The 14,118-nt window shown below is 71.9% G+C and carries 11 protein-coding genes; 9 read left to right on the top strand and 2 right to left on the bottom strand.

Annotated elements, in window-relative coordinates; all coding sequences use genetic code 11:
* Positions 1–98 precede the first annotated feature (98 nt).
* The gene (locus tag FB384_RS01340; RefSeq protein ID WP_183778372.1) at positions 99–1,421 is read left to right on the top strand and encodes an MFS transporter; all 1,323 of its coding nucleotides are present in this window, start codon (positions 99–101) and stop codon (positions 1,419–1,421) included.
* 298 nt (positions 1,422–1,719) lie between these two features.
* Complete coding sequence (locus FB384_RS01335) at positions 1,720–4,488, top strand: helix-turn-helix transcriptional regulator (protein WP_183778370.1); 2,769 nt, start codon at positions 1,720–1,722, stop codon at positions 4,486–4,488.
* 273 nt (positions 4,489–4,761) lie between these two features.
* On the opposite strand, the gene FB384_RS01330 is transcribed toward FB384_RS01335, so the two are convergent.
* Both FB384_RS01330 and FB384_RS01325 read right to left on the bottom strand, forming a co-directional pair.
* Entirely contained in the window at positions 4,762–5,097 is a 336-nt protein-coding gene (locus FB384_RS01330; RefSeq protein ID WP_183778368.1) for a cupin domain-containing protein, read from the bottom strand.
* Positions 5,098–5,549: 452 nt separating this feature from the next.
* Positions 5,550–5,831, bottom strand: a complete 282-nt coding sequence (locus tag FB384_RS01325) for a DUF2631 domain-containing protein (protein WP_183778366.1) — start codon at positions 5,829–5,831, stop codon at positions 5,550–5,552.
* A gap of 93 nt (positions 5,832–5,924) precedes the next feature.
* Here FB384_RS01325 and dxr point away from each other — a divergent pair, with 93 nt between their 5' ends.
* The 7 genes from dxr (at position 5,925) to FB384_RS01290 (ending at position 14,108) form a co-directional block, all read left to right on the top strand.
* A complete protein-coding gene (gene dxr, locus FB384_RS01320) occupies positions 5,925–7,145 on the top strand; it encodes a 1-deoxy-D-xylulose-5-phosphate reductoisomerase (RefSeq protein ID WP_258937420.1) in 1,221 nt (406 codons plus the stop codon).
* Positions 7,146–7,148: 3 nt separating this feature from the next.
* Positions 7,149–8,372, top strand: coding sequence for a M50 family metallopeptidase (locus tag FB384_RS01315; RefSeq protein ID WP_183778362.1), 1,224 nt, complete (start codon positions 7,149–7,151; stop codon positions 8,370–8,372).
* Positions 8,373–8,776: 404 nt separating this feature from the next.
* Positions 8,777–9,928: a flavodoxin-dependent (E)-4-hydroxy-3-methylbut-2-enyl-diphosphate synthase gene (gene ispG / locus FB384_RS01310; protein ID WP_183778360.1), complete on the top strand. Its 1,152-nt coding sequence runs from the start codon at positions 8,777–8,779 to the stop codon at positions 9,926–9,928.
* 213 nt (positions 9,929–10,141) lie between these two features.
* Positions 10,142–10,915, top strand: a complete 774-nt coding sequence (locus FB384_RS01305; protein WP_323985087.1) for a helix-turn-helix domain-containing protein — start codon at positions 10,142–10,144, stop codon at positions 10,913–10,915.
* The gene (locus FB384_RS01300; protein WP_183778355.1) at positions 10,912–11,358 is read left to right on the top strand and encodes a VOC family protein; all 447 of its coding nucleotides are present in this window, start codon (positions 10,912–10,914) and stop codon (positions 11,356–11,358) included. Before FB384_RS01305 ends, FB384_RS01300 begins: the two co-directional genes overlap by 4 nt.
* 80 nt (positions 11,359–11,438) lie before the next feature.
* Complete coding sequence (locus FB384_RS01295; protein ID WP_183778348.1) at positions 11,439–12,290, top strand: GNAT family N-acetyltransferase; 852 nt, start codon at positions 11,439–11,441, stop codon at positions 12,288–12,290.
* Positions 12,291–12,293: 3 nt separating this feature from the next.
* Positions 12,294–14,108: a penicillin-binding transpeptidase domain-containing protein gene (locus tag FB384_RS01290; protein WP_183778346.1), complete on the top strand. Its 1,815-nt coding sequence runs from the start codon at positions 12,294–12,296 to the stop codon at positions 14,106–14,108.
* The last annotated feature ends 10 nt before the right edge of the window (positions 14,109–14,118 follow it).

Genomic DNA, 14,118 nt, shown 5'->3' with positions numbered 1-14,118 from the left:
CCGTTCACGCCCGCCACAGCGGGCCGACGCGGCCCGGCGTCGCGCCACGCGGCGCACCGCAGTGATCGACATCCCCTTCCTCTCCCCGGGAGCTCAGAATGTCCGACTCCGACGCAACGAAGCGCCGGCGCACCGTCTTCTGGGTGGTCGCCCTGTCCGCGATCTCCCTGGTCTTCGACGGCTACGACCTGGTCGTGTACGGCACGGTCCTGCCCATCCTGCTCGACGACCCCAGCCATCTCGGCGCGATCAGCCCGCAGCAGGGCGGGGCGCTCGGCAGCTACGCCCTCATCGGCGTGCTGGTCGGCGCTCTCGCCGCCGGCACGTTCGGCGACCTCGTCGGCCGCCGCCGGATCATGCTGCTCAACCTCGCGTGGTTCTCACTGGGCATGGCGTTCACCGCCATGACGACCAGCGTCATGCTGTTCGGCATCGGCCGGTTCTTCACGGGCATCGGCGTGGGCGCACTCGTCGGTACCGTCGGCGCGATCGTCGCCGAGTTCGCCCCGACCCACCAGCGCAACCGCCTCAACGCGATCGTCTACAGCGGGATCCCCGCCGGCGGCGTGCTCGCCTCCCTGCTGGCGCTGGCACTGACCGACGTCATCGGCTGGCGGGGTCTGTTCTGGATCGGCGCGGTGCCGATCGTCACCGTGCTGCCGCTCGCGCTGATGAAGCTGCCCGAATCGGCGCAGTGGCTTGCGTCGCGGGGCAGGCACGAACAGGCGCGAGCCGTGGCCGATCGCACCGGCATGCAGCTGCTCCCGGAGACCGGCTCCACCGGTGGGCGGGTCGGATTCCCCGCGCTGGCCACCCGCGCACTCGCGTGGCCGACCATGCTGCTCGGCACGATGAGCTTCGCCGGACTGCTGCTGACCTACGGGCTCAACACGTGGCTGCCGGAGATCATGGGTGCCAGCGGCTACGGCGAGAGCTACTCGCTGGCGTTCCTGCTCGTGCTCAACGGCGGCGCGATCGTCGGCGGTCTGCTCGCCTCCGCGTGGGCGGACCGGACGGGCGCGAAACGCGTCGTCAGCACGACGTTCGTGCTGGCCGCGATCACGCTGGCGCTGCTGCCACTGGACCTGCCGCTGGTCGTGCTCCTGCTGGCCGTGGCCGTGGCGGGTACCGGCACGATCGGCACCCAGGTGCTCATCTACGGCCTCGTGTCGAACTACTACCCGACGCGGGCCCGCGGCGCCGGTGTCGCGTGGTGCGCCGGATTCGGCAGACTCGGCGGCATCGGCGGACCGGTCATCGGTGGTCTGCTCGTCGGTGCCGGTCTCGGTGGGATGGCGGCGTTCTACATCTTCGCCGGCATCGCTCTCCTCGCCGCGCTCGTGACGATGCTGGTTCCCCGTCCCGCCCACGAGACGGCGCACGAGGCCACGGCCCAGGTGGGCCAGCCCGAGCCGGTCTGAGGGCGCAGCGACCTGCGAGGCCGCGGCGGTCCGGCCGCGGCCTCGCAGCGTTGCGGAGATGGTCGGCGTGACGGGTGGTGGTTCCGTGTCCAGAGGCGCCGTATCCAGGGGCGCCGTGTCCAGAGGCGCTGTATCCAGAGGCGCCGTGTCCAGGGGCGCCGCCTCCCACAGCGCTGTGTTCGATGGTGCCGTGGCCGGGGGAGCGGCGGCCCGTGACGCCGCGTCGCGGGGCGTACGGCGGCGCGGAGCACCGGATCGGCGAACCGGTGCCGGGCCTTCCGGGCGATACAGTGCGAGCGTGAGCGACGAGGCCGCAGCCCTGATCGGCAGGGACCGCGCGCTGAGCACCCTCGAACGGGCTCTCGGCAGGGCCGCCGCGGCCGAACCCGGATTCGCGGTCGTCACCGGCGGTGCGGGTACCGGCAAGACGGCCCTGCTCGCGGCGCTCGCCGCCCGGCACACGGGACCGGTGCACCGCGCTGCGGGCGTGTCGTGGGAGACGGAACGCGCGTTCGGCGTCGCCGGCCAGCTCGTCCGCGGCCTCGGCAGTCCTTCCGGCATTCCCGACGTGGCCGCCCGCATCGCAGCACTCGCCGACCCCGACCCCGATGCCGGTGATGCCCGGCGTCCCGGAACCGTGGCCGGCGAGCCGGGACGTGACGACCCGATCGCAGCCGGGAACCCCGGCGAGGACGGTCCCGCGACGCTGCTGCTCGTCGACGACGCGCAGTGGGCCGACGAGGAGTCCCTGCGGGCACTGGTCTCCGCGGTGCGGTACCACTCGACGGCGAGGCTGCTGGTGGTCGCCGCGACGCGCACCACCGACCGGGACGTGCTGCGCCAGGCGACGACGACGGTCGTGCACCTGCCCGCTCTCGACGTCCGCGAGGTGGCCGATCTCGCCGCGGCTCACGGCATCGTGCTGTCACGGGCCATGGCCGAACAGCTGGCCCGGCACACGTCCGGCGTCCCGGCGCACGTCGTCGAGCTGCTCACGGAGGTGCCGGCGGACACGTGGCGCCGTTTCGACCCGCACCTGCCCGCACCCGCCGCGGTCGTCCGGCGCGTGGCCGCCGCTCGGGAGCGCTGTTCCGCGCAGGCCCGCAGGCTCATCGACGCCGCGGCGGTGCTCGGACAGGGCGCCGCGGTCCGTGACGTCGCGCTGCTGGCGGGGCTCGGCGACGGCCCGGGCGGCCTGCTCGACGTCGCCGACGAGGCCTGTGCCAGTGGTCTCGTGCGCACCGGGCCGCGCGGACTCACCGAGCTCGGTCCCGCCGACCCCATGGTGCGTGCGGCCGTGCTGGCGACGCTGGGGCACGCGGCGGCAGCGGAACTGCGCACGCGGGCCGCCGAGCTCGTCGACGATCCGGTGCAGCAGACGCGGTTGCTCGTCGCGGCCACGCCCGTTCCTGACGCGGCGCTCGCCGACAGGCTCGACGCGCTGGCCGCCGACCACGCCGAGGAAGGCGCGTGGGGTGTCGCCGCGTCCCTGCTGAGCGACGCGGGCAGGCTCACCGAGGACCGACTCGTCCGCGAACGCCGTATGACACGTGCCGTCGACGCGCTGATCGGGGCGGGGGACGCCCTGGGAGCGGGCGCGCTCGTCCCCGAGGTCGAGGGGCTGCGGGAGACCCCGCTGCGCAACGCCGTGCTGGGGTATCTCGCCGTCGTGCGGGGCAGGCCGGCCGAGGCGCAGGCGCGGCTCGACCGGGCGTGGCGCCTCGTCAACTCCGACCGCGAACCGGGCGTCGCCGCGGTGATCGCCCAGCGATACGTGCTGCACTGCCTGTGCCGGTGCCACGCCGAGGACCTCGTGACCTGGGCCGACCGGGCGATCGCCTTGGCGGGCGAGCACGATCCGACCACGGTGGAGGCGGCGGCCATCCGAGGTCTCGGCCTCGCGGGAACCGGCCGGGGCGACGAGGCGGCCGCGGCCTACTCCGAGCTGGCCGACCTCGTGCCCTCGGGAGCGCAGTGGCAGCGGATCGTGATGGGACGCGGTTGGCTGGGGCTCGGCCGCGACGCGCTCGACGACGCGCGAACCGACCTGGAACTCGGCGTCCCGACGACCGTCCTGGGCGGGTCGACCCGCGTGTCGTTGTGGGCGCGCGGGTGGCTGGCGCGGACGCAGTTCCTCACCGGTGAGTGGGACGAGGCGCTGCGCACGGTGCACGCCGCGCAGGACGTGCTCGACCGCAGCGGTATCGCCGTCACCGGGCCGCTGCTGCACTGGTCGGCGGTCGCCGTGCACGCGCTGCGTGGTGAATGGGATGCCGTCGAGGCGATGATGCAGCGCGTCGACGCCGGGCCGCGCGATTACGAGATCATGCAGGTGCCCTCATACCTGGCGCACGCACTGGTGGCCGAGGTGAAGGCCGACCCCGCGGGCGTGCTGCGGGCGTTGCGGCCGTTGACGAAGCCGTGGGCGCGCAGTTCGGTCGACGACGAACCGGGCCGCTGGCCGTGGGCCGACATGTACGCGCACGCGCTCGTCGCCGCGGGCCGCGTCGACGAGGCCGACACGTTCCTCCTCCCGCACGAACAGCGTGCGGCGGAACGCGGGCCCGCATCGGCGCGGGCCCGGCTGCGCGCTGCCCGCGGCAGGATCGCCGCCGCCCGCGGCGACCTCGGCGCGGCGCGCACCGCGTTGGGCGAAGCCCTCGAACTGCTCGAAGGACTGCCCCTGCGCTACGACCGCGCCCGCACCGAATTCGTCCACGGCCAGGTGCTGCGGCGGGCGGGCAAACGCAAGGAGGCCGACGAGGCGTTCACGGCGGCCCGCGAGGTGTTCGCCGCGCTCGGTGCGGTGACCTACGTCGAGCGCTGCGACCGCGAGACCAAGGCGGGCGGCGTGCGCGCGCCGCGCACCGAGCGGGACCCCGGTGAGCTGACCCCGCAGGAACAGGCCGTCTCACGGCTCGTGGCGCAGGGCATGACCAACCGGGAGGTGGCCGCCGAGCTGTATCTGTCGACGAAGACGGTGCAGTTCCACCTCACTCGCGTGTACGGCAAGCTCGGAGTCCGCTCCCGGTCGGAACTGGCCGCCCGGCTCGGCGGCACGGAGTGACCGGCCTGCGCGGCGAAGGCCATCGATGTAGCCACGCAGCGCGGTGCTCTCCCTGCGCCGTTCTTCCGTGTGGCGTCCTCACCCCAGGCAGACGTTCGCTGCCCGGCGTGGTGACCGCCGCGCAAGCAGCGTTGTGACCGCAGGGCAGTGTTGTTCAGCGCAGCGCAGTGTTGCCGGCGCAGCGCAGTGTTTGTCGGCGCGGGGCAGTGTTGCCGGCGCGGCGCAGTGACCGCCGTGCAGTGCACGCAGTGTTGTCGGCGCGGGGCGGCGTCGTCAGCGCAGGGCGACGGTCAGCAGCACGACAGTGTCGGTGAGGGCGTCCAGGCTGTGCCGTTCGGGCGGCACCGGCAGGAGGTCGCCGGCCTCGACGGACCATTCGCGGTCGGCGGTGTGCAACCGGGCGCGGCCGACGAGGACCTGCAGCGTCGCGGCCGGTGGTGCGTCGTGCTTGCCCAGTTGCGCGCCCTCGGCCAGCGCGATGACCGTTGCCCGCTGGGACGGGCCGGAGGCGATGGTCCGGGCAGCGCGCCGGGAATCGTGCTCGCGTGCGGTGCCGAGCAGCTCGTGGGCCAGGTCGGTGAGCGGGGTCTGCTCTTGAGTGGTGGTCATGTCGCCGGCCTCCGCCTACGCGCGGCCGTCACCGCGTCGATCGTGGCCTTGCCGTCCGAGCGCTTGTTCGCCATGTCCCGCCGCCTCCGTACGAGTCAGGTGGTCCGACGACCTCACCCGGTCATTGTCGGTCGAGTGCCGCCCCGACGCCACGTGGCGAGGGCAGAGCTGGTCTCGCCGCTCGGACGAGACCGCCCGCATCGCTCGCGTGCCCTGTCCGCTGATCGGTTCCGCGATCCGGGGGAGCCGACGACTCGCACGTGGCCTCGTGCGTGATCCGTCGAGCGCAGCGACAGGACCCGACACGACGGTGACAACGACGACGGTGACAACGCGGGACACGCGCCCGGACGCAGCCGCGCGGCGGCGCGTCCATGAGGGTGCGCCGATGAGGAGGAGTGGTCGCCGGCCGACGTCACTCCGGGTGCGTCATGCCGGCCGCGGGGTCCTGCTCAGTTCCGGCGCCAGGCCGTGCGGCGGCGCTTGAGGTCGTAGACCAGACCGAGAGCGATGGCGATGGCCGTGCCGACCAGCCAGACGTTCTCGGTGTTGTTCTCGTGGTTGCCGATCAGCATGATCAGCAGCGCGAACACGGTGAACCAGCCGGCGCCCTGCGTGGCCTTGGGGAACCCGCCGTGCCAGCCCCACTCGGCGGACGGCTCCTCGTGGGGGTCGACCCCGTTCGAGTAACTCACCTCGTTGTCGGTGCGCTTCTCGACCGCGTTGCCAGCCACGTTCGCTCCTCACGTGCTCGGACTCGTGCTCGTCAGGCATGATCCCACATGCCTGCCGTCACGCCGCGGTCAGGAGTCCGAGAGAATGGCCACGTGACCTACCCACGCAGCGTCCTCGTCCTCGGTTCCACCGGGTCGATCGGCACCCAGGCACTCGACATCGCCGGGCGCAATCCGCAGCTGTTCCGGGTGGCCGGCATCGCCGCGGGCGGCTCCGATCCGAAGGTGCTGGCCGCGCAGGCCATCGAACACGGCGTGAACTCGGTGGCGATCACGCGGGCCACGTCCGTCGAAGATCTGCAGCTCGCGCTGTACGCCGAGGCGCAGCGGCGCGGTTACGCCCGCGGCGAGTTCGCGCTGCCGCGGATCTTCGCGGGCGCCGACGCCGTGACCGAGCTCATCGACGCCGAGCGGGTCGACGTCGTGCTCAACGGTCTGCCCGGCTCGCAGGGGCTGCGGCCGACGCTCGCCGCCATCGACACGGGCGCCTCGCTGGCGCTGGCCAACAAGGAGTCACTGATCGCGGGCGGTCCGCTCGTGCTCGGTGCCGCCGCCCCCGGGCAGCTCGTGCCCGTCGACTCCGAGCACTCGGCACTCGCGCAGGCCCTGCGCAGCGGGCGGGCCGACGAGGTCGACCGGCTCGTGCTCACCGCGTCCGGCGGCCCGTTCCGCGGGCGCAGCAGGGCGGAGATGGCCGACGTCACGGTCGACGACGCCATGGCGCATCCCACGTGGGCGATGGGCCCGCTCATCACGATCAACTCGGCGACGCTCGTCAACAAGGGGCTCGAACTGATCGAGGCGCACCTGCTGTTCGACATCCCGTGCGAGCGCATCGACGTGACGGTGCACCCGCAGTCGATCGTGCACTCGATGGTCACGTTCACCGACGGTTCGACGATCGCCCAGGCCAGCCCGCCCGACATGCGCCTGCCCATCGCGCTGGCGCTGCACTGGCCGGACCGGGTGCCCGGCGCGGCCAGTCCCTGCAGGTGGGACACCGCTGCGCAGTGGACGTTCGAGCCGCTGGACGGTGAGGCGTTCCCCGCGGTGGAGCTGGCCCGCGAGGCCGGTGCCGCGGGCGGCTGCCTGCCGGCCGTGTTCAACGCCGCCAACGAGGAACTGGTGGGAGCCTTCCTGGCCGGCAACGCCGGTTTCACGTCCATCGTGGACACTGTGAGTGCGGTGGTCGCCGCAGCCGACGAATGGCGCCGCGAACCCGCGGGCGTCGACGACGTCTTCGCCGCAGAGGAGTGGGCACGTGCGCGTGCCCGCGAGGTCGGGGGACCGATGATCGGTAACGGAGGAAAGTAGCGGGTGCTCGTCTACATCCTGGGGGTCGTGCTCTTCGCGCTCGGCATCTGCATCTCGGTGGCGTTGCACGAGGCGGGCCACATGATCGCCGCCAAGTCGTTCGGGATGAAGGTCCGGCGCTACTTCGTCGGCTTCGGCCCGACGGTGTTCTCGTTCCGCCGCGGCGAGACCGAGTACGGCCTGAAGTGGCTGCCCTTCGGCGGGTTCTGCGACATCGCCGGCATGACCGCGCTCGACGAGGTCACCGACGACGAGCGGCCACGCGCGATGTACCGGTTCAAGACGTGGAAGCGCACCGTCGTCATGGCCGCCGGGTCGTTCACCCACTTCGTGCTGGGCTTCGTCGTGCTGTACCTGATGGCGGTCACGATGGGCCTGCCGAACCTGTTCGGCACGCCGGAGATCTCGCAGGTCTCGTCGTGCGTCCAGGACGCGCGCACCAACCAGCAGTACACGAACCCGACCTGTGAGCCGGGAGCGCCCGCACCCGCCCGCGACGGCGGCATCCGGCAGGGCGACGTGATCGTCTCCGTGAACGGGCAGGAGACCCCCACCTACAACGACGTCGTGGCCGAGGTACAGAACCTGTCCGGCCCCGCCGACTTCCGAGTCGAGCGTGGCGGCGAGGTCATTCCGCTGACCGTCGACGTGGAGAAGGTCACACGGCCGGTCTCCGACCCGGAGAATCCCGAGGCCACCCGGCTCGTCGACATCGGGTCGATCGGCGTGACGTTCACCAACCGCTGGGAGTACGGCGCCGCGGGCGCGGTCGGCGGCACGGCTGCGTTCACGGGCGACCTCGTGGTCGAGACGTGGAACCGGCTGCTCCAGCTGCCCGAGCGCGTGCCGGCGGTCGTCGAGTCGATCTTCGGCGCGGAACGGGACCCGAACACGCCGATCAGCGTCGTCGGGGCCAGCCGCATCGGCGGCGAGGCCGCTCAGGAAGGCCTGTGGGAGCTGTTCTTCTTCCTGCTGGCCAGCCTCAACTTCTTCGTCGGCATCTTCAACCTGCTGCCGTTGCTGCCGCTCGACGGCGGTCACATCGCGGTGACCTGGTACGAGCGTGTCCGCGACTGGCTGCGCAAACTCCGTGGCAAGGCGGCGGCCGGGCCGGTGGACTACACGAAGCTCAACGCCGTGACGATGGTCATCGTCGTCATCGGCGGTGCGTTCGTGCTGCTGACCATCACCGCCGACGTGGTCAACCCGATCCGCATCACCGAATAGGTCCGTCCGGGCGCATCGTCGCCTGTGCCCCGAAGATGACCTTCGGGGCACGAGCACGGCCACGCGTGGGCGTGTCCGTGAGGGCCGGTGGCCGGGCCGACGGGAAGGCGCCACTGATCTTCCCTTGATCATGGTCGCTCGGTGGGGGTTGCCGAGGCGGGATGAACCGGCGCGGGCGCGCGCGGGCCGACTGCACGCGGCCCGCCGGGTTCGCGTGCCGGGCGGGCCGCGAACCGGCGGGGCACGGCGTCATGGTGTGCCCCGCGGCAGAGGTTACGGCCGGGCGGGGACCACACGAAGCTCGACGCCGTGACGATGGTCATTGTCGTCATCGGCGGCGCGTGGCCGATTCGCGCGCGAGTATCGTGGGAGCGAACGCGTTCGCCGACTTTGCAGAGGAATCGATGACCGTCGACCTTGGTCTGCCCGGCACACCACCCCCCGTACTGGCCGAACGGCGTAAGACCCGGCAACTGCAGGTCGGACCCGTCGGCGTCGGCAGTGACCACCCGATCTCGGTGCAGTCGATGACCACGACGAACACCGCGGACATCAACTCCACGCTGCAGCAGATCGCCGAGCTGACCGCCTCGGGCTGCGACATCGTGCGCGTGGCGTGCCCGAGCGCCGACGACGCCGAGGCGCTGCCCGCGATCGCGCAGAAGTCGAAGATCCCGGTGATCGCCGACATCCACTTCCAGCCGAAGTACGTCTTCGCTGCGATCGAGGCCGGTTGTGCGGGTGTGCGCGTGAACCCGGGCAACATCCGTAAGTTCGACGACCAGGTCAAGGAGATTGCCCGCGCCGCGAAGGACCACGGCACGCCGATCCGCATCGGCGTCAACGCCGGCTCGCTCGACAAGCGGCTGTTGGAGAAGCACGGCAAGGCCACGCCGGAGGCGCTCGCCGAGTCCGCGCTGTGGGAGGCGTCGCTGTTCGCCGAGCACGACTTCCACGACCTGAAGATCTCGGTCAAGCACAACGACCCGGTCGTGATGGTGCGCGCCTACGAGATCCTCGCCGAACAGTGCGACTACCCGCTGCACCTCGGCGTCACCGAGGCCGGACCGGCGTTCCAGGGCACGATCAAGTCCGCCGTGGCGTTCGGCGCGCTGCTGCGGCAGGGCATCGGCGACACGATCCGGGTCTCGCTGTCGGCGCCGCCGGTCGAGGAGATCAAGGTCGGCACGCAGATCCTGCAGTCGCTCAACCTGCGCCCGCGCAAACTCGAGATCGTCTCGTGCCCGTCGTGCGGCCGTGCGCAGGTCGACGTCTACAAGCTCGCCGACGAGGTCACCGCGGGCTTGGAGGGCATGGAGGTGCCGCTTCGGGTGGCCGTCATGGGGTGTGTCGTCAACGGCCCCGGTGAGGCGCGCGAGGCGGACCTCGGCGTCGCCTCCGGCAACGGCAAGGGGCAGATCTTCGTCAAGGGTGAGGTCATCAAGACCGTGCCTGAGGCGCAGATCGTCGAGACCCTCATCGAGGAGGCCATGCGCATCGCCGAGGAGAACGGTGACGTCGACGGTTCGGGGGAACCGGTCGTCACGGTGGGCTGACGTCGCGGCCCGCCGCGGCGGGCGCCTTCCCCGCGGCGCTGGTGACCGTCGCCCGCTTCTGCCACGCTCGGCGGTGTGGGAGACGGATGGGCCGTTGCGCGACCGCGGCCACGGCTTCGGCCGTGGGTGGCGCGGTACGTCGGCTACCGGTCCGCCACTGCGCCGTCCGCCATCACGCCGGCCGGCGTTGCGCCGTCCGGCTCGGAAACCGGTGTGACGGTCGGCCGGCGAGCGGATGGGGCCGTCCATCGAGGCCTGCCGAGCGGACACCTGACCCTCAACATCAGTCTGGGCGAGCCGGTCCGCATCGTGGGTATGCCGCGCGGCGACCAGGCGCCCGGCGAGTTCCGTGCACTGCTCGGCGGACTGCACACCGCGCCGGTGCTCATCGCGCGCAGCGGCACCGAATACGGGATGGAGCTGGCGCTCGAACCCTCGGGTGCGGCCGCGATACTGGGCGTGCCCGCCGCCGAACTCACCGGCCACGTCGTCGACCTGGCCGACCTGGGCGGTGACGACTTCGCCGTGCTGCCAGAGCGGCTCGCGGAGGCGCCGGGCTGGCCGAGCCGGTTCGCGATCCTCGACGACGTGCTGAGCGCGCGAGTCAACGAGGACGCGAACGGCTCTGCGACGGACGTCGCGTGGGCATGGCGGCGGATCCACAGCTCCGGCGGAACCGTCCGGGTGGAGGCGCTCGCCCGCGAGGCAGGGTGGAGCAGGCGCCACTTCGGTGAGCGCTTCCGACGTGAGATCGGGCTGACTCCCAAGCAGGCCGCGAGGGTCGTCCGATTCGAACGTGCCGTGGGGTTGCTGAAGGCGGGCGGTGGCCTCGCCGAGACGGCGGCGCTGTGCGGGTTCTCCGACCAGCCGCACCTGACCACGGAATGGCGGGCGCTCGCAGGCTGCGCGCCGACGGCGTGGCTGGCCGACGAGCTCCCGTTTCTCCAAGACCCGCTCACCGCTCCGGTCCCAGACTCGGAGCCATGACGGATACGACGACCGACACCACGACCGACCCGGCCACGTCCGGTCACGCCCTGCCCAAACCGGGCGTGTGGCCGGGCGTGCTCTACGACGACATCGCCGCGGCCCGCGGGTTCCTCACCGGCGTACTCGGGTTCACCGAGGCGCTGATCGTGCCCGACGAGAACGGCGCGGTCGTACACGGCGAGCTCCGCTGGCCGGAGGGCGGCGGGGTCATGGTCGGCTCCCGCAGGCCCGACGCGCACGGCGGGACGGGGACCCTCGAGCGGGCGCCGCAGTGGATCTACGTCGTGACGGCCGACCCCGACGCCGTGTACGAGCGTGCGCGGGCCGGGGGCGCGACGGTCGAGCAGGAACCGCACGACACCGACTACGGATCCCGCAACGTCGCGATCGCCGACCCCGAGGGCACCGTCTGGGTCTTCGGCACCTATCCGGGCGCCTGACACCGGCGCGCCCCGCAGGGGATACGCCCACCGGGGTGGTCGTTCCCCGTTACGGGGTGTTCTCTGGCAGGCTGGGCGATGTGTTGCGGGTTGCTGGCGCGCGGCTGCTCGATGACAGGGACTATCCGGCCGTCCGGGCCGCGCTCGGCGCGAACCCGGTGGCGAGCTGCATGGTGTCCGCGCGCGTCGAGATTGCGGGCGTGGACCCGTGGCGCCTCGGCGGTGAGTTGTGGGGCTCCGACGGGCGCGAGACGAAGGGCGCGCTCGACGGACTGTGCTTCGCTGGGCCGAACATGATCCCGCTTTCCGGTGGCAGTGCCGCCATCCGGTCGTTCGCGGACCGTGCGCTGCGTCGATCGCGGCGCTGTTCCTCCGTGGTCGGACCGTCCGAGCAGGTGCTGGGCCTGTGGGACGAGCTCGCCGTGGACTGGGGGCCGGCTCGCGAGGTCCGCGCGGAACAGCCGCTGATGGCGCTCGACCGCAACCCGGACGTGCTGCCCGACCGGCTCGTGCGGCCCGTGCGACCGGACGAACTGGAACGCTACTTACCCGCGGCCGTCGCGATGTTCACCGAGGAGGTCGGGATCGACCCGCGTGCCGGCGACGGAGGTGCCGGGTACCGGGCCCGGGTGGCGGAGCTGATCGCGAGCGGGCGTGCGTTCGCCCGGTTCGAGGACGGCGAGGTCGTGTTCAAGGCCGAGATCGGCGCACTGTCCCAGCACGTCGGCCAGATCCAGGGCGTCTGGGTGCATCCGGACCGCCGCGGTGAAGGCCTCGGCGCCGCGGGCACGGCTGCGCTCGCGTCCCGTCTGGTCAAAGGGATGGGGCGGGTCGCGAGTCTGTACGTCAACTCGTTCAACACACCGGCGCTCGCGTCGTACCGCAAGATCGGATTCCGGCAGGTCGGCAGTTTCGCGACGGTGCTGTTCTGATCCATGGCGAAACGTGCTGCTATCGCTTTCGTGCTGACGGCTGTGCTGACCGTGTCCGGTTGCAGCGTGTTCGGCGGCAGCGAGGCCGAGAACGTCCTCGACGAGTTCCTCACCACGTGGCAGGAGAACGCGCTCGGTGAGGCGGCGGCGCTGACCGACGCTCCGGGCACGGCCCGTGAGACGTTGGCCGGAACTCGGGACGCGCTCGGCGAACCGACTCTGTCGACCGAGATGGGCGAGGTCACCGAAACCGCGGACGGCGAGCGTGCGGACGCCCGCTACACTCTCACCTGGAAGCTCGGCGATCGGCGCACCTGGCGCTACGAGGCACAGGCCGAACTACGCTCGACCGACGACGGCTGGAAGGTCCACTTCGCGCCCACCGTCGTGCATCCGGATCTCGGTGCACAGCAGAGCCTGTCGCTCGTCACCGACACCCCCGCACCCGCACCCGTGCTCGACCGGAACGGTGCCGCGCTGCTGAAGACCGACACCGTCATCGGCGTCATGCTCGACCGCAAGGCCGCCGGCGACCGGCTCGACGAGGTCGCCGGCACGCTGGCCGACACGGTGTCGCAGTTCGACGAGCGCATCACCAAACGCTCCATTCTCGACGGCGCCCGCGACACGGAGGACGGGCAGGGCTACCTCGTCGTCAGCCTGCGATCGGCCGACTATCAACAGGTCAAGCCGCAGATCTACGAGCTTCCGGGGGTGCGGTTCACCAGCAGGGAACGGCTGCTGTCGGCCGAACGAGGTCTCGGCGACACGATCCTGCCGATGATCCGGAACCACGTGTCCGACCGCGTGGCGGGCAAGGACGGCTGGCGGATCGCCGTCAACGACAGCGCCGGTGCGGAGGTGCGCGAACTGCACTCGGTGGAGGCGAAACCGGCGTCGGCCGTGCACTCGACGTTGAGCCTGCCCGTCCAGCAGGCCGCCGAGCGTGCGCTGCAGAAGGTCGACGGGCCTGCGGCGATCGTGGCCGTCCGCCCGTCGAACGGTGACCTGCTGGCGGTCGCCCAGAACGAGGCCGCCGACGACCAGGGTGCGATCGCACTGACCGGCCGGTATCCACCCGGCTCGACACTGAAGATGGCCACTGCCGCCGCTGCGCTCGACGCCGGTGAAACCCGGCCGAACGCGACGGTGGCGTGCCCGGCGACAACCACGATCGGCCACCGGCTCATCCCGAACGAGAACCGATTCGACCTGGGCCGAGTGCCGCTGCACACGGCATTCGCCGAGTCGTGCAACACGACGTTCTCCCAGCTGGCGGCGACGTTGCCCGCCGACGCGCTCACCGAAGCCGCGCGGTCCATGGGAATCGGCGCCGACTTCGTCATACCCGGGATCACGACGATCACCGGGGCTGTGCCGGCATCCGACGACCGAGTGCACCGCGCCGAGAACGGCATCGGCCAGGGCAAGACCCTGGCGAGTCCGTTCGGGGTGGCACTGGCCGCCGCGACGGTCGATGCCGGCGAGATGCCCACACCCGGGCTCGTCCGCGGCGACCGCACCAAGGCGAGTAAGACGGGCGAACCGCTGCCCGGCAACGTGCTGCGGCCGCTGCGGCGGATGATGCGCGAAGTCGTCACCGACGGCACCGCGACCGCGTTGCGGGACCTACCCGGCGTGCACGGCAAAACCGGAACCGCCCAGTACGGCGACGGCAACGACGCCCACGGCTGGTTCGCCGGCTACGGCGACGCCGGACCGCTCGACGACGTCGCGTTCGCGACACTGCTCACCGGCGCGGGCTCGTCGAAACCCGCCGTCGACGTCACCCGCGACTTCCTGTCCGGCCTGCGGTGAGGCCGGACGC

The sequence above is a fragment of the Prauserella sediminis genome, assembly GCF_014195435.1.
Taxonomy (GTDB): domain Bacteria; phylum Actinomycetota; class Actinomycetes; order Mycobacteriales; family Pseudonocardiaceae; genus Prauserella; species Prauserella salsuginis.
Note: the sequence above shows the minus strand (reverse complement) of the source record. Positions and strands in the feature narration are given on the sequence as shown.

Bases quoted from the DNA above. Each gene is read 5' to 3' on its own strand.
- FB384_RS01340 (WP_183778372.1), top strand. From the start codon at position 99: ATGTCCGACTCCGACGCAACGAAGCGCCGGCGCACCGTCTTCTGGGTG.
- FB384_RS01330 (WP_183778368.1), bottom strand. From the start codon at position 5,097: ATGACCACCACTCAAGAGCAGACCCCGCTCACCGACCTGGCCCACGAG.
- ispG (WP_183778360.1), top strand. From the start codon at position 8,777: ATGACCGTCGACCTTGGTCTGCCCGGCACACCACCCCCCGTACTGGCC.
- FB384_RS01300 (WP_183778355.1), top strand. From the start codon at position 10,912: ATGACGGATACGACGACCGACACCACGACCGACCCGGCCACGTCCGGT.
- FB384_RS01290 (WP_183778346.1), top strand. From the start codon at position 12,294: ATGGCGAAACGTGCTGCTATCGCTTTCGTGCTGACGGCTGTGCTGACC.